General features: G+C 56.2%; 19 protein-coding genes. 6 read left to right on the top strand and 13 right to left on the bottom strand.

Going from position 1 to position 21,913, the window contains the following annotated elements; all coding sequences use genetic code 11:
* The coding region (locus M7Q83_RS11550) for a hypothetical protein (protein WP_298338874.1) at positions 1-181 on the top strand (181 nt) is incomplete at its 5' end.
* A 107-nt stretch (positions 182-288) separates the two neighbouring features.
* On the opposite strand, the gene M7Q83_RS11545 is transcribed toward M7Q83_RS11550, so the two are convergent.
* From M7Q83_RS11545 to M7Q83_RS14345, 3 genes are all read right to left on the bottom strand, one after another.
* Positions 289-1,944: a hypothetical protein gene (locus M7Q83_RS11545; RefSeq protein ID WP_298338872.1), complete on the bottom strand. Its 1,656-nt coding sequence runs from the start codon at positions 1,942-1,944 to the stop codon at positions 289-291.
* A 77-nt stretch (positions 1,945-2,021) separates the two neighbouring features.
* Complete coding sequence (locus M7Q83_RS11540) at positions 2,022-2,903, bottom strand: hypothetical protein (RefSeq protein WP_298338870.1); 882 nt, start codon at positions 2,901-2,903, stop codon at positions 2,022-2,024.
* A gap of 7 nt (positions 2,904-2,910) precedes the next feature.
* A complete protein-coding gene (locus M7Q83_RS14345; RefSeq protein WP_366526409.1) occupies positions 2,911-3,186 on the bottom strand; it encodes a helix-turn-helix domain-containing protein in 276 nt (91 codons plus the stop codon).
* Positions 3,187-3,312: 126 nt separating this feature from the next.
* Between M7Q83_RS14345 and M7Q83_RS11535 the strand changes: the two genes are divergently transcribed.
* Positions 3,313-4,548, top strand: a complete 1,236-nt coding sequence (locus tag M7Q83_RS11535; RefSeq protein WP_298338868.1) for a helix-turn-helix transcriptional regulator — start codon at positions 3,313-3,315, stop codon at positions 4,546-4,548.
* On the opposite strand, the gene M7Q83_RS11530 is transcribed toward M7Q83_RS11535, so the two are convergent.
* The 8 genes from M7Q83_RS11530 to M7Q83_RS11495 form a co-directional block, all read right to left on the bottom strand.
* Positions 4,531-5,205, bottom strand: a complete 675-nt coding sequence (locus tag M7Q83_RS11530; RefSeq protein WP_298338866.1) for an HAD family hydrolase — start codon at positions 5,203-5,205, stop codon at positions 4,531-4,533. The genes M7Q83_RS11535 and M7Q83_RS11530 overlap by 18 nt on opposite strands.
* 94 nt (positions 5,206-5,299) lie before the next feature.
* The gene (locus tag M7Q83_RS11525) at positions 5,300-5,656 is read right to left on the bottom strand and encodes a DUF4440 domain-containing protein (protein WP_298338864.1); all 357 of its coding nucleotides are present in this window, start codon (positions 5,654-5,656) and stop codon (positions 5,300-5,302) included.
* A gap of 598 nt (positions 5,657-6,254) precedes the next feature.
* A complete protein-coding gene (locus tag M7Q83_RS11520) occupies positions 6,255-7,196 on the bottom strand; it encodes a DJ-1/PfpI family protein (RefSeq protein ID WP_298338862.1) in 942 nt (313 codons plus the stop codon).
* A 369-nt stretch (positions 7,197-7,565) separates the two neighbouring features.
* On the bottom strand, positions 7,566-7,745 hold the full coding sequence (locus tag M7Q83_RS11515; protein ID WP_298338859.1) for a carbon storage regulator: 180 nt from the start codon (positions 7,743-7,745) through the stop codon (positions 7,566-7,568).
* Positions 7,746-7,912: 167 nt separating this feature from the next.
* Positions 7,913-8,188: a hypothetical protein gene (locus M7Q83_RS11510; protein WP_298338856.1), complete on the bottom strand. Its 276-nt coding sequence runs from the start codon at positions 8,186-8,188 to the stop codon at positions 7,913-7,915.
* A gap of 279 nt (positions 8,189-8,467) precedes the next feature.
* On the bottom strand, positions 8,468-8,947 hold the full coding sequence (locus M7Q83_RS11505) for a hypothetical protein (RefSeq protein ID WP_298338853.1): 480 nt from the start codon (positions 8,945-8,947) through the stop codon (positions 8,468-8,470).
* A gap of 1,344 nt (positions 8,948-10,291) precedes the next feature.
* Complete coding sequence (locus M7Q83_RS11500) at positions 10,292-11,272, bottom strand: hypothetical protein (RefSeq protein ID WP_298338851.1); 981 nt, start codon at positions 11,270-11,272, stop codon at positions 10,292-10,294.
* Positions 11,273-11,386: 114 nt separating this feature from the next.
* Positions 11,387-11,848, bottom strand: coding sequence for a hypothetical protein (locus tag M7Q83_RS11495; RefSeq protein WP_298338848.1), 462 nt, complete (start codon positions 11,846-11,848; stop codon positions 11,387-11,389).
* A 287-nt stretch (positions 11,849-12,135) separates the two neighbouring features.
* Here M7Q83_RS11495 and mobF point away from each other — a divergent pair, with 287 nt between their 5' ends.
* Together mobF and M7Q83_RS11485 are read left to right on the top strand one after the other, a co-directional pair.
* Positions 12,136-14,307: a MobF family relaxase gene (gene mobF / locus M7Q83_RS11490; RefSeq protein ID WP_298338846.1), complete on the top strand. Its 2,172-nt coding sequence runs from the start codon at positions 12,136-12,138 to the stop codon at positions 14,305-14,307.
* 39 nt (positions 14,308-14,346) lie between these two features.
* Positions 14,347-15,756 carry a hypothetical protein gene (locus M7Q83_RS11485; protein WP_298338843.1) on the top strand — a complete coding sequence of 470 codons (1,410 nt, stop codon included), beginning with the start codon at positions 14,347-14,349 and terminating at the stop codon, positions 15,754-15,756.
* Positions 15,757-16,032: 276 nt separating this feature from the next.
* Here the strand turns inward: M7Q83_RS11485 and M7Q83_RS11480 are convergent, their stop codons facing one another.
* Positions 16,033-17,070, bottom strand: coding sequence for a hypothetical protein (locus M7Q83_RS11480; RefSeq protein ID WP_298338840.1), 1,038 nt, complete (start codon positions 17,068-17,070; stop codon positions 16,033-16,035).
* A gap of 486 nt (positions 17,071-17,556) precedes the next feature.
* Between M7Q83_RS11480 and M7Q83_RS11475 the strand changes: the two genes are divergently transcribed.
* On the top strand, positions 17,557-18,276 hold the full coding sequence (locus M7Q83_RS11475) for a hypothetical protein (RefSeq protein WP_298338837.1): 720 nt from the start codon (positions 17,557-17,559) through the stop codon (positions 18,274-18,276).
* On the opposite strand, the gene M7Q83_RS11470 is transcribed toward M7Q83_RS11475, so the two are convergent.
* The gene (locus M7Q83_RS11470) at positions 18,257-19,414 is read right to left on the bottom strand and encodes a tyrosine-type recombinase/integrase (RefSeq protein ID WP_298338834.1); all 1,158 of its coding nucleotides are present in this window, start codon (positions 19,412-19,414) and stop codon (positions 18,257-18,259) included. The two genes, M7Q83_RS11475 and M7Q83_RS11470, sit on opposite strands and share 20 nt — an antisense overlap.
* A gap of 620 nt (positions 19,415-20,034) precedes the next feature.
* On the opposite strand from M7Q83_RS11470, the gene M7Q83_RS11465 reads away from it, so the two are divergent.
* Positions 20,035-21,768, top strand: coding sequence for a hypothetical protein (locus M7Q83_RS11465; RefSeq protein ID WP_298338831.1), 1,734 nt, complete (start codon positions 20,035-20,037; stop codon positions 21,766-21,768).
* The last annotated feature ends 145 nt before the right edge of the window (positions 21,769-21,913 follow it).

Below are 21,913 nucleotides of genomic sequence, written 5' to 3'. Positions count from 1 at the left end.
AATGCCATGCAGTTTTGATGTCCGCCAGCGTGCAATTCTTTGGCCGCCAGCATGCAGTTTTGGATGTCCGCTAACACCATTCTTCGAGAAGATGCCTTGCGAGATCTATACAAATGCCAAGATCAGCTTCGACGAAGCCATTCTCAAAGCACTGAGGCGTGTACTGGCTCCCCATGTCTAAATTGAATCGATAGCAACCAAAACACATCAATGAAGAGGCTACTCCTCCGCACCCTCCCAAGGCTTCCCGAGCAAGATGAGTGACAGATAGGGCCAGCAGCCTAAGAATTACGACAATGGCGGGATCAGCGTCCACCGCTGGCCACGGTTATTGGGAAGATGATCGACCGAAAGCCTCCATCCCGCTCCCTCTAGGGCCCGCCACGACCTCTTCAGGCGTGCAGACACTCCCTTCGCGGTGGGCCAGGACCGTCCATAACGACGAGCCAGTTCATCATCTGGGTCCAGCATTGCCAGTAGGTTCGCAGCCGTGCCACTCCACGCAACACGAATCGTGGCTGTTAGGGCGTCGAAGAAGGGATCGTCGCTCACCGTATCGCCAAGGAGTGCTGAAGTCGCTACGGCAAGACGGGACAGGGTATCGGTCCCCCGTCGTTGATCTGCAATAAGAGCGATCCGACCGAGGGCGGCAAGCCTGGGCATGGAATGAGAGGAGGTGAGGGTTGGGGTACCCATGACCTCGACCAGTAGGTCGAGTAGTGCACCAAAGATGAACGGTTGCGCGATGCGCCAGGCCTTCGCGAGTTCATCCTCAGGCTTCACAATATCCAATCCACCCAAGGTGACCGGAACCATTCGTGAAATGAGATCTGGGCGGAGCACAGGAACTTCAATCGAGGTCATGGTGATCGGACGTCGAACAGAAAGGGTCACGGTGTCAGTGGTGGTGTGGAGAACCCGATACGTCTCCTCGTGGCCGGTGGCAAGGGTGCAGAGCAGATCCTGCTGCTCGGCCGTAAGGGTTGAAAGATTGTCTAGACCGAGCACCCAACCTGCAGAGGCACCCACAATGAGATCACGGTCATCGCCTCGGCGCATGTCAAGCTTCTTGCGAGCGACTGGCGATCCAATCGCCTCAGTGATCTTGTCAGCAGCCGTCGACTTTCCAGATCCCTCTGGGCCGCTTAGGTAAAGAATGCCGGCGGCGGTCTCGCGATCGGGGTGCATGGCGGTCAGCATCCACGCGACAACCAGGGGGCGATCAACGGGTCTTACCGGAACGAACTCCCAAAGATCATCCAGGCTGCCTCCGCGTGTAGGAACAGCCATAGCGCGCGCTGGTCCGCTTCGAAAGAAGCACTCGGGCTGGGCATGTACCGACCAGCCATCTCTATCGACACGAACAAACTCGTGGCCATTCCCACTATCCCACCACAAGGCACCGTCAGAAGAGCGACCCCATCTCACCCAGAGCTCACCAACCGGGTGAGCCTCCCCGCCCAACGCTCGAAGCGCAGTGATCACCGCATCCTTGCCGGGAAGATTGGCATGTGGAAAGAACTCCGCGAAGCGTGCGATAGCTCGGTTGATCGTCCAGTCATCCATGAGGGGAGCACACACTCCACCCAACGGGCGCCTGGACTTGCGGCGTGGAACGAGCCAAACTTGGCCGGCCGCATCACGGATTGGCCAGAAATAGGCAGAGAGAATTGCGTAGAGCCTCTTTGGCGCATTCGTTATGGTGTGAGTTCCCTTCCCGTCGAAGTACGTCAGCGCACCAATATTACGGTTTGCTTGATCCTTGGGGCGATAGGTGCGCGGGAACGGAACATCGTTACCAGCAACCACTCGGAAAGGAGTATCAAGGGCTGGCCCGGCTGCGCAAGGTTCCTCTCCTCCGTAATCGTCCCACACAGTATCGCTTGGTGCATCAGTGGTCTCTGACGCTAGGAAATCAGACTTATCGTGCAAGATGCTGTTCACTGGAGAACTCTTCCTTTCTAGTCGCACCAGCGCAGCTACGAAACTGGGCTGTAGAGGCCTCGTCGCAGCTAGATCGGCTAGAGCGCAATCCGGTCAATGGAGATGGTCGGTTCGCACTCGGCGACATCCGAGTCAGCACATGCGAGAACATTCAACGCACGAATGAAGGGACGAACAGCAACATCACGAGCAACCGGTGATAGCACGCCAACCGCAGGGTCTGCTCTTACCAAATCTGCAACGTGAGCGCGAACAAGCGTCCAGTCTGAGTTCCACAACCCTTGGGAATGTGCGGCCAGGAGAGATGGACGAAGACGCGACCGATGATCGGGGCGGGTTCCAGCAAAGAGGCGCCGAATCGCAGTAAAAGATACCTCTGGGAGCGACTGAGGACAGAGCTGATCCATTGCCGCAAAGGCGGATGAGGGCAAACGGGGATAGGGATACTCCAACAACACAGACTTTAGAGGTGGCCACAACGTCTGCAACCAACAGATCGCAGCCTCGGTTGGACTGAAACCAGTCAAGTGATGCAGGGCTTCCAAGGAAGCTGGCAAGAGAGCATCCAGCTCCACATCTTCGCTCAAGTAGTCAGAGAATCGGGTATTGGGCTTCTCGATGGACAAACGCTCAGCTAGTCGATAGAAGTCCACCCTCCGTCGCCTAGCAGTTACACGTAAAGCTTGAGTTGTTCCCTCCTGAAGGCTCAGCTTTCCAGCCTGAACCTGAGCGGTGGCCGCACAGATGCGCCGTACGGCCCGATCGGCATCATCGCCGGCAAAATGCCGAGTAGCGTAGCTCTGAACCTCTGCCGACCAGATGAGGTCAAGCTGGAGCACGACTGCTAGGAGTTTGTAGTCTCGGTCAAGTAAACCGCTCCCCATGGAGACACTCGGTGCCGCGCGCAACGCTACTGGCAGTTCCGGGGCACCCTGAACGAGTTGTACAAGGGTCGCCATGTCACCCCTACCTCCTCGCTCCCGAGACTCTTCCTCGGGAACGGTTGGCAATGGGAGTCGTCGCAAGGCCAGAAGCAAAGGCTTCCAGGTCGCATCGTCGAAACAATCGTCTCCGTCCCAACTTCACTGATTGAAGCTCACCAGAACCAACGAGTTGAAACAGACGAGAGCGGCTGATGCGTAATGCGGTCGCTGCCTCATCGATGTCAAGCAAGATGCCAACAGGTGATTGGGAACGAGGTTCGGATAGGGTCTGATCGATACTGGGTGTGGTGTGTGTCATACCATCCAGTAAAGCGTGGACGAATTATTCGATTACCGGGCAATAATATGTGAAAAACCTCACAAATATGTGAAATTGTGTTTGTTCAGCCACCCCACTCGCGTTGATTATGCTACAGTTGGTGCCATGGCACGTACTCTTCGCGAGGCTAGAACTGCTGCTGGTCTCACTCAGATGCAATTAGCTGAGCTGCTACTCCAGGCCATCAGGGCCGCTGGAGAGGACTGGGGACCAACGCGAGCAGAAAATATGCAAGGTCAAATAGCACGGTGGGAGCGTGGCACGTCGTCGCCAAGTGCCCACTGGTGGCCTTACCTGCACAATGTCTTACCTGATTCGGCGCCACCCGATGATGGAGACGTGCATCCCCCTATGACGCGACGTACCTTCTTGATGGGTACGGTTGGAATCACCGCCTTGTCAGCATCCGCAGCCTCAGCCCGTTCGCTTGGAACAGTCGCGCGCTTCTCCCTCTCCCCCATCGCTTCATTTGAGGGGACAGATCTCGCCGATTATCAGGAACGAGTGCACCAGACAGCACAGCGTTATCGAGGTGGGCGGCCGCAGTCCGTGGAGACTGAGGCAGTCAATCTCCTAGGCGAAGGTCTCTCATATCTCTCGAGTGCAAGAAGGCAACGTGCTGACATCGCCGTTGCCACAGCTTGGGTCGCACTGCTCGCGGGACGGTTGGCGTTCTTTGATCGTAATGATCCAGACACCGGCGAGGCGCACTTTGCAACCGCAGCTGCATTAGCACAGACCGCAAGGGACAATCCCTTACTGGCGGCAATCTTGGCCCACCGTGCATTCATTGCAGGTTTTGGAGGTAACCACGCGGGCGCAGCCGGATGGCTTCGACGCGCCGACCTAACCGCGCCGCGGCGCGGCCAGCCCATGTTGAGGTCCTGGCTCCATTGCGTGCGCGCTGAACTCGCAGCGATCGCGGGAGATCCTAGTACGGCGCTCAAACAAATGCGCGCTGCCGATGAAGGACTGAATCGCCAAGGAGAGATGCCTCAATGGTTTGACTGGTACGACGAAACACGAACCGCCTCCTTTGCAGGAACAGTCGAACTCGCAGCAGGTAGGTCAGAACAGGCGGCCCAGCACCTTGCCGACGCACTGGAACAGATCACAGAGATCAAACAACGCGCGGTTGTGTGCTTTGACTTAGCCATCGCTTACAGCACCACGGCACCCGAGCAATCCATGCAATATGTCACCGAGGGACTCACGCTCGTCAGAGAGCGACCCTACCTCATGGCAATCAATCGGCTCCCAACGCTCGAAGCATCCTTGCGAGGGACTCCTTGGGCAACAGATCTCCGTGAGCGCGAGCGGGAACTACTCGGGGTTGGCTAGCAGGGCTGTCAGTTCCGTGAGCGAATTGATCGTGGCAAGACAACGCCTCTCGACCTCTGGATCCTCCATGACGTATCCCCACGGTCCGCGCCGGATGAGCACGGTCGCCATTCCAATCCTTTGCGCCGGCGCGATGTCGTTGTCGAGTCGATCCCCTACGTAAAGAATCTCAGAAGCTCCAACGCCAGCCAAGTCGATGATCGCGCGAAAGAACTCGCTGGACGGTTTCGCCACCCCTAAGCCATCGGAGGTAGCAATCCAGTCGGCAGCGAAGTTGAGCTGACGCAGGATCGCCTCGGAACGAATCGTCTGATTACCCGCGATGCCAACACCAAAGCCTGCGTCTTGCAGTGCCTTGAGGCCAGGTCTCGCGTCAGGATACAGATCCGATTCGTCATAGGTCTCAGGACGCCCCGCCTGCACTCTGGCTTCTCGTTCGACAGCGAGATCAAAGCCTGGGCGAAACACTTGAAAGGTATCTCGATAATCGCCACCTCTTGCAAGAATCGCCCCAAAGGCTGCCGAGAAGGTGTGGCGAGGAACACCGAGCCAGTCAGCCCATGACCCATACTCTCGAGACTCATCAACAAGAGTCTCCCCGACATCAAATACAACGGTTCGAATCTTCGGATTGGGTGGGTTCTTAAGTCGTGTCACGACTTCAGGTTACCCCCGGTGTGGGAAATCTTCACCGACTCACATGGTGCATTGGGAGGGTGTCAATGTTGGACGGTCGCTACATCCCGCGATGCTAATCAGTGGTCAGCCGGGTCCCCTGATGAAACCGAATGCGCCAGGAAGACAGCGAATCCTTCACCCAAATCGAACTTCGAAGAGACCCTGGTTTCCCGACGATGCGATAGGTCAGTAGCACGACATCCTCCGAAAGCGCCACGGGCGAAAACTCCACGGCTTCCCCGGACACTCCCGGGTCGGCCTTGAGAGCAGATGTGATGACAGCGGAGTCCCAGATGCGACCAGATGCCCCGTGCTCAACAAAGTCAGGATGCAGGAGTTCTGCCACAGACTCGCCCACCGCGCGCACTGATGGGTCAAGTAGTTGCCGTTCATGGCGTACTACTTCGGCTAGATCCTCGGGTGTTACCACTTGCGAAATTCTATTGGCCCCCTGATCAAGGGGTGCGGCTCACGAAGGGATCCCTAACGCAACCGGAGCATCGGACAACGCGGGACCTGTGAATAGGTCCGTAGCCATAATTTCACCAAGAAAGTGAGATCGGAGTCGAATACGATCGGCATCACCCCGACAGACATCAGAGATTCGCCACCAGTTCCTCAATTTCGCGACAACAGCGAGAGTCGGAGAGGGGATGCCAGCGATCCGGCGGTTGTAACAGCAGAGAGCGTGTCATATTTTGCGTCATGGAATCTCGCCAAACCGTGGTAATTCATGACAGGCCGCGAGGAACACTCCTTTCTGAACTGCACTGATGATAATTGATGACTAAATATGGAGGGTTCGATTCGAGCTCCTGCATTGGAGCCTCGACCCCCTGGTAGTCGTCTGGCTACCTTAAGGAGTCCTGCCCTCACGTCTGACGAATCTGGTATCACGTCGCTGGCGCTCTACCATACGGCCCTTGCACCGGCTGCCGGGGCGACGGGCGCAGAGGATGACGGGTGGCTAGAAACCTATCGCTACGAGGCCAGGGCGACCAAAGCAATCACAACTCGAAGGTATGTCCTCAGGATTGGGAGCCCTCCACCTTCACTTCCCGAAGGAGACTACCGACCTGGACCGAGAACTCAGAGTAGAAGTCACGAGCCGCACGCCGTTGGACCTCAAGGTGGCGGGGATTGACTCTCCAAGCCCTTTGGGACTCCTCACTGTCGAACACTACGATTGAGCATCGCTCACCATCTTGGGCTTGGTAGGTCTTAAAGAATCGAAACCCGGGTTGGTTCCGGGCGAGCTGCTCGAGATCGTCAGCAACGAGTTCGTAGTCTTGGTGATCTGGTTTAAGGCGGGAGCGAAAGACCGTCAGAACCTCTTGGGAACCCGGGAGTCCCTCGTGGTCCTCATCCTTGGCAAAGGGATCGTGATCTGGGTCATCATTCCACTCGTATTCAATCGCACTGGCCACCTCTCGTGCTTGGGTCTCACCCAAGAGATGAGCCACCAAGGCGAGCGTCATATCCATGCCGGCAGCCACCCCCGAGGAGGTCCACCGGTCTCGATCTCTTACCCACCGGGCCCTTGGTTCAAAACTGATGTTCGGGGCCATCTCTTGGACCCACTCCATGGCACGCTTGTTGGTGGTTGCACGGTAGCCATCTAAGAGTTGAGCTCTTGCCAGCAGGGCTGCACCGGTACAGATCGAGGCGACGAGTGATGCTTGGCGTCCGTAGGAGCCTAGCCAGTCGATCCATGCTTTGTCGTTGACCAATCTGCGCGTACCCATTCCTCCCGGAACCATCAAGAGTTCAACGCTTGGTGCCTCCGACATCGCGGCAGTGGGCATGATGGAGACCCCTTGAACGCTGCTCGTGGGTTTGAGCTCTTGGCCAATCAACGTGATCGCGAATGCTTCGGGAAGCTTCCCGAGGATCTCCAGGGGACCAGTGACATCAAGCAGCTCGAAGTCCTCAAAGAGGACCATCCCCACCTGTAATGGTCGCTGGTTCAACGGGAATTCCTCCTGACATAATGATCGCGGAGCACCACATGTGACCAGACGCCCCATACGCCACCAAGTCAGCGTATCGCGCCTTTACCGCAGACTCGCCCAGCGCTCGCACTGATGGGTCAAGTAGTTGTCGCTCACGGCGAACTACTTCGGCGAGATCCACGAGTGTTACCAACTGCGTAATTCAATTGATGGGCTCACCAAGTTGTGAGGCTCATGAGCAGTACATGCCCGAGAGCGGAGCCTCTGACACCGGGCCTTCCACTAGAACATCGGCATGCGAGCATTGGTAATCAAGAACACGCCGTGATGAGAAGCTCGTCATTCGCAGCAACGCCAGCCGACCCCAACGATGCATTCACCGAATATTCACCCGCTCAAGACCTCGTCCGCGGCTTCTGGTTGATCATCAACTGGCCTCTCAATGTGAATGTTCAAAGGTGCTTCAATGCCAATGCGCACCGAATGACCGTCCACCTCGACGATCGTCAGCACAATATCGCTGCCAATTCGTACCCGCTGACCTTCCTTACGCGTGATAACAAGCATCCATGCCTCCTGCGACCAAACCTAGTCGGACTCAATCCCTTCTGACGGACGCATCGCCCACGATGTTGAAGCTCGAGCGCAACGCTCCGACCCGGAGTGGAATACCATCGACAGTCTTTTAAGCACTACTCTCGCAAAGCAAGACATCGCCAGGGTCTCCATCAGGTTTATGACCTCTGTCGTGGGGATCGAACGAGCTCTGTCCCAAGTAGCTCAGCCACAAGCTCTTTACCAACACGAGCCGTGAGCCCATCGAGTGCGAGCTGATACGCTGCTTTAGCTTCGCCAACTGCTCGGTCTAGCTTGGCGATAGTCGCCTCGCGAGTCCTCTCGGTCCGATCGAGGCGGTCCCTGGCAATCAACGCCTCCTCCATTGCTCGGGTATCGGCCTTGGCCTTTTCTCGTATGATGGTGCGCTGTGCGTCGGTGGGCCTTGTCACCATGATCAGATCTCCTTGGTTCACGCGGAGTTAAGCTGATAGCTCCCCTCACCCGTTGTGCCGATGTCGTGGAAAGTCGTCATGACTTCTTAAGTAGTCCCCACTGCGCTCTCCCCCAATGGGGCAAGCATCGCCAAGTGAGTGTGCCGTCTCTTCGGATAGTTCCTCGACCATTGCGCGCAGAATCACCGAAAGCAGTTCTGAAGTTGCCTTTGCCAAGCGAAGGGTGGCCTGCTCTAGGTCTGCGGTCGCAACACTGAGCTTGAATTCCCACAGGAGAATCTAGCGAAGAAGGGAGACGTCCGACTTCGGGAGGACGGTGGTCAACTTTGGGGACAGCGGAAAGAAGTAGCCGTAGTTGTTGAGAAACAGTGGCTGAAAGTTGTCACACTTCTGGACCGGTCCTGGAACGCTCACGGATCCCGATGGCGTCGGTATCGAGAAGACCTCGACGCAGGAGACCAAGTCGGTCAAACGCGTAGTCGCGGAGTTGACATGCCCAGCTGGGTTCGGTTTCACATTGTCCGACCCGTACCAGATCTCAGCCTTCGCTGCTGGTGCCAGGGTAAAGACTGGACCCGCTGGAGGCTGACCTTCGACAATGATCGTCACACCATCGGGTAGAGGTGGCGACGTTGCCGACAGCGCCTCGGACTGGGAACCAGTGACAACAATGCGTTCCATTTTGGGTATACCACCACCCAATGAACAGCTCGTTCCTGAGGTGTTCTCGATCATCTTGGCATGGAACTCCTGGTTCATGCCGATCGCCTGGATGTAGGCGTTGTAAAGAGCTCTATAGTCGTCACTATCAGTTGGGGTAGTAATCGTCAGTTGAGCCGCTGTGCATGAGGGCGCATTCGTGCTCGCGGTGGGTTGCGTCGAAAACTTCGACTTCGGCGAAATCCTGGCTTTCGCTACCTGAGAGGTTGATGATCGCTTTATGGTCTTTATACCAGACGAGTGGGCGCCAAAATAAACTGCTACACCAATAGGTACAATCACGACGACTGAAGCAAGTTTCCAAATCTTATTAATCAGAATTCCGCTCCCATCTCTGATACTCTAGCCTCTGTTGCCCTTCGCAGTAGAAGTTAATGACTCTTTATTGTGGATATCGCCAGTAACTGGTATCGAAGTTCTCCCCTCTTCTGGCTCCGTCGTCATGAAATAGCATGCCATCGCCGCCACTATGCCCACCAAAGAATTCGCCGCACTTCCCGCTACCACACCAACTGCCCAATGTTTGCGTAGGATTCGTGGCACAATCACTCCCGGATACCACTCGAGGGTTTTGGAACTGACCTATCCGATGCTTCCCCTGCCGCGGCGATAGCTGCCTCGCGAGTCCTCTGGCCCCGATTGAGGAGTTCTCTGGCAATCAGCGCCTCCTCCCTCCATTGCGCGGGTATCGGCCTTGGCCTTTTCTCGCATGATGTTACGCTGTGGGTCGGTGGGTGTGCGTCGGTGGGCTCTGTCGCCATGGTCGGTTGTCTTTGGCTCACGGGGAGTCAACCGGATAGCTGCGCTCGCCCGTTGTACGGATGTTATGGGAAGTAGTCGGTGGTCATGCAACGCCTCTGTAGCTGGCACAAACTGTTTGCTAAAAATAGGCCGGACAAGTGAAGAAACCTTGGCCCGGCGGTAGACCAATAAATTTGCTAGCGAGCGTTACAGGCATGATAGAGAGCAGGCCAGAGGTGTCTATGACCGAGCACCTGATCGCCTTCGGTCTTGGACAGCCCACGGGGTAGCATTGCTAACCGACCATCAGATTCGGATTCGGTAAGACTAGTCCATCTGGAATCTCTCGGCCACTTCGGACTCAATCAGCGAGCACCTAGCAACGACAAATTGCCTGGATATGGGCATCCATACGCACTGATACTGAGACCTAGGGGTTTGAGAAGTGGGTCTGGTCCCCGGAGATGACCCCATGGTCACCGATATCGACTCTGCGATCTGTGAGGTATCCGGGTATCACAAACAAGAAGTTAGCTATGGGTATACGCAGGAGTTCGGCTCTCGCCCGCATCGCACGCAATGGTGACCCTCCTCGAACGCTCTTACCAATAGCAAGCGTCCAACACCGCCAGTACTTCGGAATCACAGAGCGTGAGCGGGCTCTCCGAAAGAAGGAACAAAGAACGCATAGATCGTGCCGTAGTAGAGCTTGCCAGAGGCGTAGTAGCAGCTATCTGGAGTCTGGATGGCGGATCCTTGATTGAATGCCGACGATGCAATCGAATATTTGCCCAGATTATTGGGCAGCGTGACGCTGAGCGAAGTGAAGTTCTTCTCAATAATTACTCCCGTATTGCCGCCGATGCAGTCTGGCATAAATGTCACTTGACTGTAAGCAGCTTGAACATCCCTCTTGATAACGATGAACGATGGATGGTGAAGGATATGTCCGTTCTGGCCCATGGCGCTCTGTCGAACCAAAGGAATAGACTCTCCACTTGCCGTGACCCCATAGATCGTCGGCCACCCGTCTAGGCTGCAGGGACTCGATGAGAGATCTGAAACGGCAAGGTAGGCGTTTACCACAGATGCCTCATCCCCAACACCGGTAATGCGCACCGATATCTGACTCGGAGTGCAAGTGGGTGCCCTAGCAGGTAGCACAGGTGGCTTGGGTGCAGGCGGAACGTAGGTCGAGAAGATCGAAAAGCTCTTGGCTCCTTGACGAGTAGTTGATCGTGAGAACGCAATCGTCCATTTGATCTGCGGAGGAAACGAAAAGAGCTGAATTGTCGCATCGGGTGGAAATCGACTTGAGTCAAGGTAGTACGCGAACGTAGAGCGTGGCTCATGACAAAATGCGGCTGTGACGGCCTCGGACTGGTGTGTCAGCGACAGCCGCATTTTTAAGACCGGCAAACCAGGGGTGTGAGCCGTCGTGGTGCAGCTACCTTTGATAATGAGAAAGCGCTTGGTCAACGATGACTTGGGAATTCGCAGCGTTGAGGTCCCATTGCTGATTACCGAAGATACTGAGCCCTTTGCTGGTGAGGTGCACGACGCCAAGACCAACGCCCCGATCAGGACGACAGTTAGGAGTCTCAGTGATCGTCTAACTTTCATTTCCTTCTGACTCTATCACCTCTTAGGAATCCGACATCTGATTCCTTAAATAACACCCAGGTTTCTTGGAGACTCCCACTCACCGGCAGGACGAAGCTTCATGGGCTACCACAGCTATGAAGCATGAGCCAAATCTCCCAATGGGGCAAGCTTTGCCACCAGTGAGCGTGCCGTGTCTCCGGACAGTTCCACGACCATTGCGCGCGGCATCACCGAAAGCAGTTCTGACGTTGCCTTTACCAAGCAAAGGGTGGAGCACTTGAGGTCTACGGTCGCGACGCTGAGCTTGGATTCCCACTGCGCGTCAATCAGCGTGATGACACTACGCCATCGGACGTAGCGTTCGATCGTCCTTGGATCGCGGGGCAGCGACTGGTGATCGTGCCAGGATCGGTACCGCGCGAGTTGCGCTTCGGAGATCCCTTGAGCTCGGAAGGCGGCTGCCTTGGCGGCAGTGATTCGGCGGTGTTGAGCGGCTGAGGCTTTGAGTTGCTCCTTTGCGAGGAGCCAATCTTGAAAGGCCAGTTCTCGACGGTGCCAGAGATTAGCTAGCTTTGCGCGTTCATTATCCCTCATGTCAAGATCCCCAACAACAGAGAACCTGTCAACCGGGACCAGATCCCTCAAGCAGTCACTACTCAACTCGGAGCCGACACCCGGGCCTAACCAGAGCCTCCGGACTCGCACCCTCACCTCCCATGAACTATCGCTGCTCCCCCACCCATTTTGCAACCACACACCTTGCATCCGGCGAGCGCTTGGCGCTGGGGTTGTCTCCTCGGTTTGTGTTGGTGCGACTGATTTCCTCCTCTTCGTGCCCATGAGGTGAGGATGGGTTCACTCGATGGTAAAGGGTTGTAGGCATGCTCAGTATCGCGAAGCTCAGCATTGGCCAGGGGTATCGCTACCTGATGGACTCCATTGCTGTTGGGGATGGTGGGTGCGAACCTGGATCGGCTCTCACTCGTTATTACGCAGAATCTGGTACGCCACCTGGGAGGTGGAAGGGGGCTGGCTTAGCTGACTTGGGAGATGGAGTGGGGATCGAGTTGGGGTCAGAGGTGAGCGAGTCCCAGCTCTGGAATCTCCTTGGTCTCATCGCTGACCCCATCACAGGTGAGAGTGTTGGCCAGGCGATTGCGCGGCCAAGGTCTGTTGTTGGGGAGGGTGTGAGCTCTGCTGGTTCTGGCGCCAAGCCCGTCGCTGGATTTGATCTCACGTTCTCACCACCAAAGTCGGTCTCAACGCTTTGGGCCTTGGCTGATGAGGCGACCAAAGCGAGGATCTATGGGTGTCACCAGAGGGCGATTGATCTGGCTCTTGCCTACGCTGAGGGCCAGGTCATTCACTCACGATCTGGGAAGAATGGCGTGGTCCAAGAAGACGTCCGTGGGGTGTCGGCGGCAAGCTTTACCCACTATGACTCACGTGCTGGGGATCCCCAACTTCATGATCACGTCATCGTCTGGAATCGAGTGAAGTCAGTCTCAGATGGGAAGTGGAGAACGATTGATGGGGCTGGGCTGTACTCCTCGGTAGTCGCCCTTGGGGTCCTACATGAGGGGATCCTGGCTGATCTCTTGACGGAGGCACTTGGAGTTGCATGGGAGGAACGAGTGACTCCCGGTGGCATGAGAAAGTCTGAGATCAAGGGGGTACCGGATTCTCTGATGGATTGCTTCTCACAACGAGTACAGGCAATTAGGACCCGTAGAGCAGAGCTCATCGGAGCGTTTCGGGAGAGCCACGGAAGAGAGGCGACGGGGATCGAGATCCTTCGACTCTCTCAGCGGGCCAATCTGGAGACAAGAGAGGAAAAGGTTCACCGCTCCCTTTTGGAGATGAGTGAGCTGTGGCGTGAGCGGGCATGCGACCATCTCGGGTTTGAACCAGGTGAGTTGGTTCTACATGTTTGTGACTCCAATGACCTACCGGTGCTTTGCGCTGATGATTTTGGGGATGAGATGTTGGCTGAGAGCGCGGGGGTAATCCTCCGCTGTGTTGGGGAGAATCATGCAACCTTTACCCGCGCCAATGTCCTAGCCGAGGTTCACCGTTATCTCCAAGGGATGCGTTTTGTCGATCCAGCCGAGCGCATCGATGTCGGTGAACGCCTTGTTGTTTTGACCCTTGAGCGTGCCGTCGAGCTCTCTCCTCCTGAGCTTCATCACACCCCAGCAGTGCTTCGTCGAGCCGATGGCGCCTCGCGTCTTCGAAGCCTCGATCGACGTCGCTATACCACGCGAGAACTCCTTGGGGCTGAGGCTCGGATCTTTGCGGCAGGTGACGATCTTGGGGGGCCGTTCATCGCTCAGGGTGTCATTGGATTGGCGGAAGGGGGAGGTTTAGAGTCAGGTGTTTCCAGTGTTCGTTTGAGCTCAGAACAACGACGGGTGATTGAGTTGATCGTCTCATCTGGAAGAGCAGTTGATCTCTTGGTTGGTCCCGCCGGTACTGGTAAGAGCACGACCATGGCAGGGCTTCGTTCCCTCTGGGAGCGCGTGTATGGTCCAGGTAGCGTTTTGGGAATCGCACCATCGGCAACGGCTGCTGAGGTACTGGGAGCTGAGCTCGCTATTGGTGCTGAGAATAGTGCCAAGTGGTTGCATGAATTGAGACAAAGGGAGGCGCGAGAGCAAGAGGTGGAGCGTTTGAGTGCCCTCCTCCCCCACCTGTCGTTGGGGAGTCGAGAACGTCATGGGGTTGAGAGACAGGTCGACGTACTCCGTAGTGAACTGAATCGCTGGCAGTTTCGCCAAGGGCAGTTGATCATCCTTGACGAGGCATCATTGGTTGGAACCTTGGAACTCGATGAACTCATCACGATGGTGAGAGATGCAGGGGCCAAGATCGTACTGGTTGGGGATCCAGCACAGCTTGGGAGTGTTGGGGCTGGCGGTATGTTTGGCGCACTGGTGCGAGAGCGCGAGGGTGATGTTCCAAGGTTGGGTGAGGTGCGACGCTTCTGCGAGAACTGGGAACGAGAAGCGAGCGTGAAGCTTAGAGTTGGGGATGCGAGCGCTCTTGATGTGTAGGGTTCCCATCGTCGAATCCTCGGTGGGGATCGTGATGCGATGTTGGATGCGCTGTATGCCGGGTGGCAGGCCGATGTTTTGGCCGGCAAGGACTCGCTCATGATTGCACCCGATCGTGACAGTGTCAGAGAGCTCAATGTGAGAGCCCGGGAGGAGAGAATCGAGCGAGGAGAGGTCTCCGCAACTGGAGTGAAGCTCAGAGATGGCACCATGTGTGGTGCTGGGGATGACATCGTCACCAGAGAGAACAATCGACTACTTGGAACCCGAAACGGGTGGGTGAAGAACGGGGATCGCTGGAGCGTGAGCGCGATTGATACCGATGGATCCCTCTGGGTTCGACGCATCGATGGGAAGGGCGAGGTACGCCTACCAAGTGAGTACGTTCTTTCCTCAGTTGAACTCGGCTATGCCATGACCGTCTATCGAGCCCAGGGGAGGACCGTTACCAGTGCTCATACCTTGATCGGTGTGGGCACCACCCGAGAAGTGCTCTATGTCGGAGTCACGAGAGGTCGAGAGACCAATCACCTTTATGTCGATACCGGCTTCGGTGACGATCAGAGCACCTCTCATGGACCAAGTCAACAGCTGGGAAGTGCACGCGAGGTTCTCGTTGGATGTCTCACAAACTCTGGAATCGAACTCGGCGCTAGGGAGACGATTCGCGCAGAGCAAGAGGACGCCGAGAGCATTGGGCGTCTCTATAGGGAGTACGAGACGATCGCCCGATTGGCCGAGGAGTCGCGATATGGGAGGTTGTTGGAAGCTCTCGCGATTCCAGGGTTTGAAGAGCTACGCACAAGCGAGTCCTATGGATCATTATCCGCCGCATTTCGTGATGCCGAGGGTCGTGGCATCGACCTTGAACATGATCTGGCGGTCTTGGTTGGTGAGGAGAAGGATCAATTGGCTGGAGCCAAAGACCCAATAGCGCTCGTGACCGAACGAGTGCGTAGTTGGACCGAGAAGCATGGGTCGCGCGAATTGGGCAAGGCTGAGTTCATCGTTGGGCTGATGCCAAAGGCCAGAGGGGTTGATGATGCAGACTTTGTACAAGCGCTCGATGACAGGGAGAAGGCTATAAGGGAGCGAGCCTTTGCCTTGGTGGATCGGGCACTTGAGGATAGGGAGGACTGGATTCTGGGACTCGGTCCGGTGCCGAGGGATCCAAGGCTTGCGCTCAAGTGGAAAACCTATACTGCAACCGTTGCCGCCTATCGCGAACTCTGGGGAGTCTCTTTGGATTCATCGAGCGCACGAGGGACGATGGCAGCAATAGCGCCGCAACAAGCTAGCCAGACGAGGCAAGTTCGTACGGCGATTTACCGAGCGAGGCGCCTCGCTGAGATCGCCGCTCGCGCTCCAGGTGAGAGTCAAACTGTCGACCTCCATCGCACCCCGCCATCTGATCGTGGTATCGGTTGGCCGCCTATTCCAACGCTATAAAGTGCAGCGGTGGCAAATGATAACGGTGCAGGGGTCATACATCAAGTGGAGCAACCCTGCACGTTCATCCAGACCCTGACGCCCGACGTTTGGGACCGCTTGACGGCAGCCTTGTCACAATCCGAGCTAAAGCGGGCTTGACCTTGCAAAACCGACAAATTGCAGTGTCAGCCGAGTTCATGTCGTTTTCAAACGCCGAAATGAACGTACAGGTACGACCTTGCTGCCTCATAGTGCTGAGTTCACGGAGGAGCTCGACAGGCTCACGAAGCATGGCTAGTTCTTGGCGATCTGCTCGATGACAAGCCTCTCAGACTGGCGGAACCGTAGTTGCCGCTCAGCACTGGCGATCGGGAACAGAGTCAGTGTCCCTGGATTTTCGATGCCTGGCTCCAACCAAGCTATCGCCGATACAGAGGGATGGAACGCTGGGGGAATGTTCTCTGCACGCATCGAAAAGGGACCTGAGCTAACTGGACCAGGTTCGAAGATATCAAAACTCATCGTGACTGTTTGGGCCCCAGTCAGTGCCGTACGGAGAAGGTCGATGGAAAGCGGCGACTGAGATTCGGCAGCAAGGACGACGATGAGAGCGGCCCCTACTCGGTCGGCTCCTGAACAATACCTTGAGACCTTTTCCCGAACTGCCTCAAGCACCAGATCAGCGTTGTATGTGGACGCACCAGCAGGTGTTGCCAGAGAGGCGCGTGCACCAGGTACTTGACCTGCTATGACAAAGACATAATCTTCAATTTCAATCTCATCTCCAATCCCAACTGGGGTGGCAAGCAAGGTTTTCTGAAGTTCCGAAACCACTCGTTTCGCTGTTCCACTATCCGGTGGTTCTGGCCGACCGCGACCAAGACCGCGGACCAACAGTACAAGCGGCACAGAGATCATCTCGACGCGTGTTGCCAACTCTTTCCACTGCCGTTCGATGCGACGTAGGCTATCATTACGGAATTTTGTTACCACCTCCACGAGTAACATCGGGTGGTCTTCCCCGCTGGGGATGAGGAGATCGGGTGTCCTCCCGCCCAATTCCGCCTCGTAGCGGAACGAGTAACCGGCCTGGAGAAAAATCGCCGCGGTAGCGAGCTCATTATATGTGGATAGAAAGTTGGCTTCTTTTTCCAGACGACCTAGAAGACGGTCACGGTCGGTTTCAGGAATGGCACATAAGGCTTGATTCAACCAGATGCGCTGTGCTTCTCGATCAGCTGAAGTGGCGATAGAGTAGATTGATGGGAATGCCCAAGGCGGTCGTTCACCGTATTGTTGGGCAAGACGACCTGCATAGTCACTATCTAGCACGAAGTAAGTCCTCCTTCCAGGACATTACCACAGTACAGGCCATTGTGGTCCCGTGACAGCCAGAGGATATCTCATGGTCCAGCGTTCTGCACCATTGAGGAACCGAAGCTTCCACCACAATTTGCCTCATCAACCCCTGAGCCCTACACATGCTAAATCCCATGAACATCCACACATATCCCGGCGACATGACAGTTCCCGCACTCTTCAAACGACGCAATGCCACGCCATGTTTGACCAGCCATGCTGTAACTGCGGCGAAAATACCTAGACCAGACAAGTCATGAATCAACCCTCCCACAACAGAGGTGAGCAGCCATCGCTGACTGAACCGATTGATACAAGCAGTCGTGTAGGTGTAAAACCCCAAACTTTCTCTCACCGATTCGGCCCGAGAGGTCTGGTATATTGCATGATGGATAGAAAAGCGGAGTTGGGGTCTCATGTGATGCGGAACTCCGAGCAACCACGTGGGGCCCGAGCACGATGAGCGAGTTGGCGATCGATACTTCATTTGACTTTCGCTCCGATGCCAGAGGGAAGGATCCCGATAGTCATAGTCCAACCCTTCGCCGATATCACCAGATGCTCTGGAGCAAGCCACTCCCGAGTGGAATACCATTTGAGCTCGATGCCACGACCCCAGAGGTTTACTTGCACCATCGGTCCGATCTTGGTGAGTTCTTCTTGTCAAGCGACTCGATTATTACGACCTTCACCCGTTGGAAGCGGATGGCCGATATCGTCGGGCACTACTCGGAGTCCGAAAATGATGCCTTTCGAGGGTTGAGCTACACCATTGGCGGGATGATGGTCTTGCCCAGCAACCAGGTGAACAACCTGCCTACCTTGAATGGTGCTCGTGGGTTGACCCGATCTATCGCCGACAGAATGGATCTTTCCCTTGAGTGTATTCGCTTGTTTTATTTGGGCCAGGAGAGTCCGCTAGGGGCAACGCTGGAGCGCTATCGGGAGTTCTTCCACCTCTTCGGCGATTTCGCTGGGTACGTCGAGTTCTTTCTCCACCAAGATCTGGTCGAGCCGGACTTCTCACGAGTACAGTTCTTACATCCCTTTACCGACTTCGATTCGAATGCAGTACCCAGTGATCTCGAGAGTTATCGGGCGTATCGAGCCCAAACGATCGAGTTCATCCACGCACGCAATCGACGCATCGGAGAGTGGGCTACTGGGGCGTTGGCCTAGCCTGGCCCTGGGTTGGCTCCAACACTCCCGCCAGCCGATCTACGGCTCCACGGAGTGCCTCATGACCAAGGTGGGCATAGACCTCGTCGGTGACTCGGGTGGAGCTATGGCCAAGGACTCGGGAGACTTCGGGGAGCGGTGTTCCAGCGGCGAGCATCAGAGAGGCTGCGGCGTGGCGGAGCTCGTGCACATGGCGTCGACCAAGGCCGGCCTTTATGGCAAAGGCTTGGAAGGCTTTCGAGGTGTTATCGGGATCTAAGGGGGTTCCGGTCACTGAGGTGAAGAGATAGTCTCGGGCTGGAGTAAAGCCAAGCTCAATGAGATAGTCGTATTCTCGCTGCTGGGAGTCTCGGTGGTGGTCTAAGGCTTCGATGAGGAAGGCTGGAAGCGGGATGGTGCGGGTCGATCGTGCGGTCTTGGTGGGGCCTTCAATGACCTTGGAGCCTGACTTCACACGGGCTCGTGAGATGGTAAGGGTCTTGGAGGTGAGATCAACATCACTCCAGCGAAGCGCAAGTGCCTCTCCACGTCTCAGTCCCAGGGCAAGGAGTAATAACCACAGGACTCCGAGGCGATCGTCTCTGGCGGCACTGAGGAGTTGTCGAGCCTCCTCGACGCTCAAAGATTTCTGTTCCTTGCGTTCGAGTTTGATTGGGCGTGCGTGATCACAGGGGTTTGATGCAATCAATCGCCAGCCAACGGCTGCCTTGCAGGCCTGGGAGAGTACGACGCGAATGAGTCGACGAGAGCGGGGTGAGAGGCCGGCTGCGCTCAGTTGATCAACAAAGGTATCGACGTGGGTGGGGGTGAGACGTTCAATGCGAACATGGCCAAGGCGGGACTTGATATGGTTCGTAGCCCACTGATATTGGGCCTGGGTAGATCCTGCGATATCGCCCTCATGGATCGCTAGCCATCGGTCTAGGAGCCCTGAGACCGTGGTTGAGGCATTCTCCGTCACTCCAGCGTCACGGACACCACGGAATTGGGCTAGGACTGACTCGGCCTCTGCCTTGGTGCGACATCGCCTTGACCGGGTGATGACACGACCATCGGGACCAGTCCACTTGAGGAGGGCACGCCACTGGTTATCGGAACGATAGATACTTCCCTGGCCGCGGGTTCGGCGGGTACTCATGGGTTGACTATAATCGTTATCGATCATACACCTGAAGGTGTGACGTCTTTCGGGTCTTACCTCATACCGAACTGGCTGCAGCACGTCTACCTCAACGTTCTGGTCGCCAGCGCATCGAGTAATACCGGACATGCGGCACCATCGTTAGAAGCAGGGATGCCACTGGAGAAAGTTGACCAGATATTAAGGAAACTCAAAACATCGAGCTAGCTTCCATCAAGCTATCGACGTTGGATGCAACCACCTCTATCGAGAAATTGATTGCCCCTTGGCGTTCATCTTTGCCGTTTCCGCTACCAAAATGATACAGCGACACGTCCAACCAGGTATAATACGGCCGTGGAAGGGAAGTTCCCGTTCTCGAGGACCTGCGATTAACCCAAGACATGGGTCGTCGGTCCAGCTCCGTTAGGCGACACGGTCTTCGGCAGCAGACCTTTTGTCGGTATTGGCGAACATCGGTAGTGTAGCAGTGGACCTTACCTGTCACAAGTTGGCATGACGACTTTCGAACGACGAGTGAAGGGCCGCCGTGGCTTCGCACGGGTCGCCAATACTTTAAACCTCAGATCTGTTCCTAACCGAGTAATGACCTACCAAGGGATCGCGAGTGGAGTTCAGTGGTGACTTTTGAGGCGGCCATCGAGCGGAATGTGCGCTCGGGACAGCCAATGTGTATCAGTCCGAGCCAGCGAGAATCCTCAGTCATTTCAGCTGCGTTCCTGTACCGACTCATCAAGGAGAGGGTCTATCAGGAACGCGGTATCGTCATAATCGGCGTGACCATCCGGGGTGAGCTAGATTGCAGCGACCTAGCGATCACATCACCACTCAGGCTGCTGTCCTGTCGGTTTGAGCTACCGCTTCGGTTCTCTCGAGCTCAGCTGCACCTGCTTGACCTCCGCCGGTGCGTGTTGCCGTCTATCTTCATCGACAAAGCGGTCGTTACACACGGCGTGCTTCTTGACCGAGCGACGCTTGGCACAACGAATGGATCTGGTGTGGCTCTGGACGGTACCTTGCTCCGAGTGGGTAAGGAATTTCGCCTTGAGAAGTCTTCTATCACCGGCGAGGTTGACCTCCTCGATGCCAATATCGAAGGGCGGTTCAGCTGCCGTGGCGCGCACCTCAACGGCATAGGAGATGCGCTGTCAATGGACAGGGCAGAGGTGAAAGGTAGCGTATTTCTCAACGAGGGATTCACCGCCGCCGGCACGGTCCGCCTCCCTGGCGCTACCATCGGAGGGCAGCTTATCTTCCGCGGCGCACAGCTCAACGGCCAAGGAGATGCGCTGTTAATGGATGGGATCAAGGTCAAGGATGGTGTGTACCTCGACGAGGGATTCACCGCCGCCGGCACGGTCCGCCTCCCTGGCGCTACCATCGGAGGGCAGCTTATGTGTACCGGCGCACAGCTCAACGGCCTAGGAGATGCGCTGTCAATGGACAGGGCAGAGGTGAAGGATAGTGTGTTTCTCCCGCTCACCTGGGCAGAAGACGCGCACCCCTCGTCGTCGAAGTCGCCCTCACATCTTGCGCCGCCTCGATCGAGAATTAGCTTGCAAGGGGCGCGGCTCGGATATCTTGAGCTCACAGTCACGGGCTCTCCGAGCTCCAACGCGATCGAACTGACATCTACCCTGCTGCTCGAGGGCGCCATCTACGGTGGACTTTCTGGTCCGCAGGCAACAGACAAAGTGAAGTCATCGTGGGCCAAGAGGACATTGGCTTGGGCTCGCGGAACGAGTGAACTCGAGCGTCTACCAGGGGTGCTCTATCGTGCTGTCTTGGTCAGTCAACAGCAGGAGAATGCAGCAAACGCTGGGATTTACCCGGGATCCTTCACGACCGTTGCGCGTGTTCTCCGCGACACTGGTAGCCAACGACTCGCGAGGCAACTACTACTCGAGCGCTCTCGTCAGCTAACTAGGCAGCGCCGCCGACGTTCCCGACCGGTCGGCTGGTTCTCAGACATTACTGTCGGCTATGGCTTTCGCCCCCAACTCGCCCCCCTTTGGGCACTACTCGTCTATCTCATTGCCACATTCGTCTTCGCAATTGCAGTCCACCATGGGGGTATCGTAGCCACACCCCTCGCTGGAACAATCACCTCTCCCTCGCCGCTGCGTAGCACCGCCGCCTACCCCACCTTCTCGGCAGCAAATTATGCGTTCGGCGCGCTTCTCCTCCCGTTCGTCCACCTTCCTGGCATCGACGCCTGGCGGGCAAACGCGACTAACGGTTGGGGGATCGTCGTACGGGTACTGCGGTGGGTTGAACCCGCTGTGCTCTGGAGCCTGCTCATCGTCCTTGGCGCAACTCTCACCACCTTGGTCACACGTGACCAGCGATGAAGAACAAACACTGCTGCCAGATCTCGAATAGTTGTAACACCGTGCTCGACGACGGAAGCCTTAGACCATTCGCTTAACGAGAAAGCTCAAGACCACCACGGCATGCGTCAAAAGCTACATTCAACCAGTTAAATGCCTAAATGGC

It is taken from the genome of Ferrimicrobium sp., assembly GCF_027364955.1.
GTDB lineage: Bacteria > Actinomycetota > Acidimicrobiia > Acidimicrobiales > Acidimicrobiaceae > Ferrimicrobium.
The sequence above is the reverse complement of the archived record's forward strand: the minus strand, read 5'-3'. Positions and strand labels throughout refer to the sequence as shown.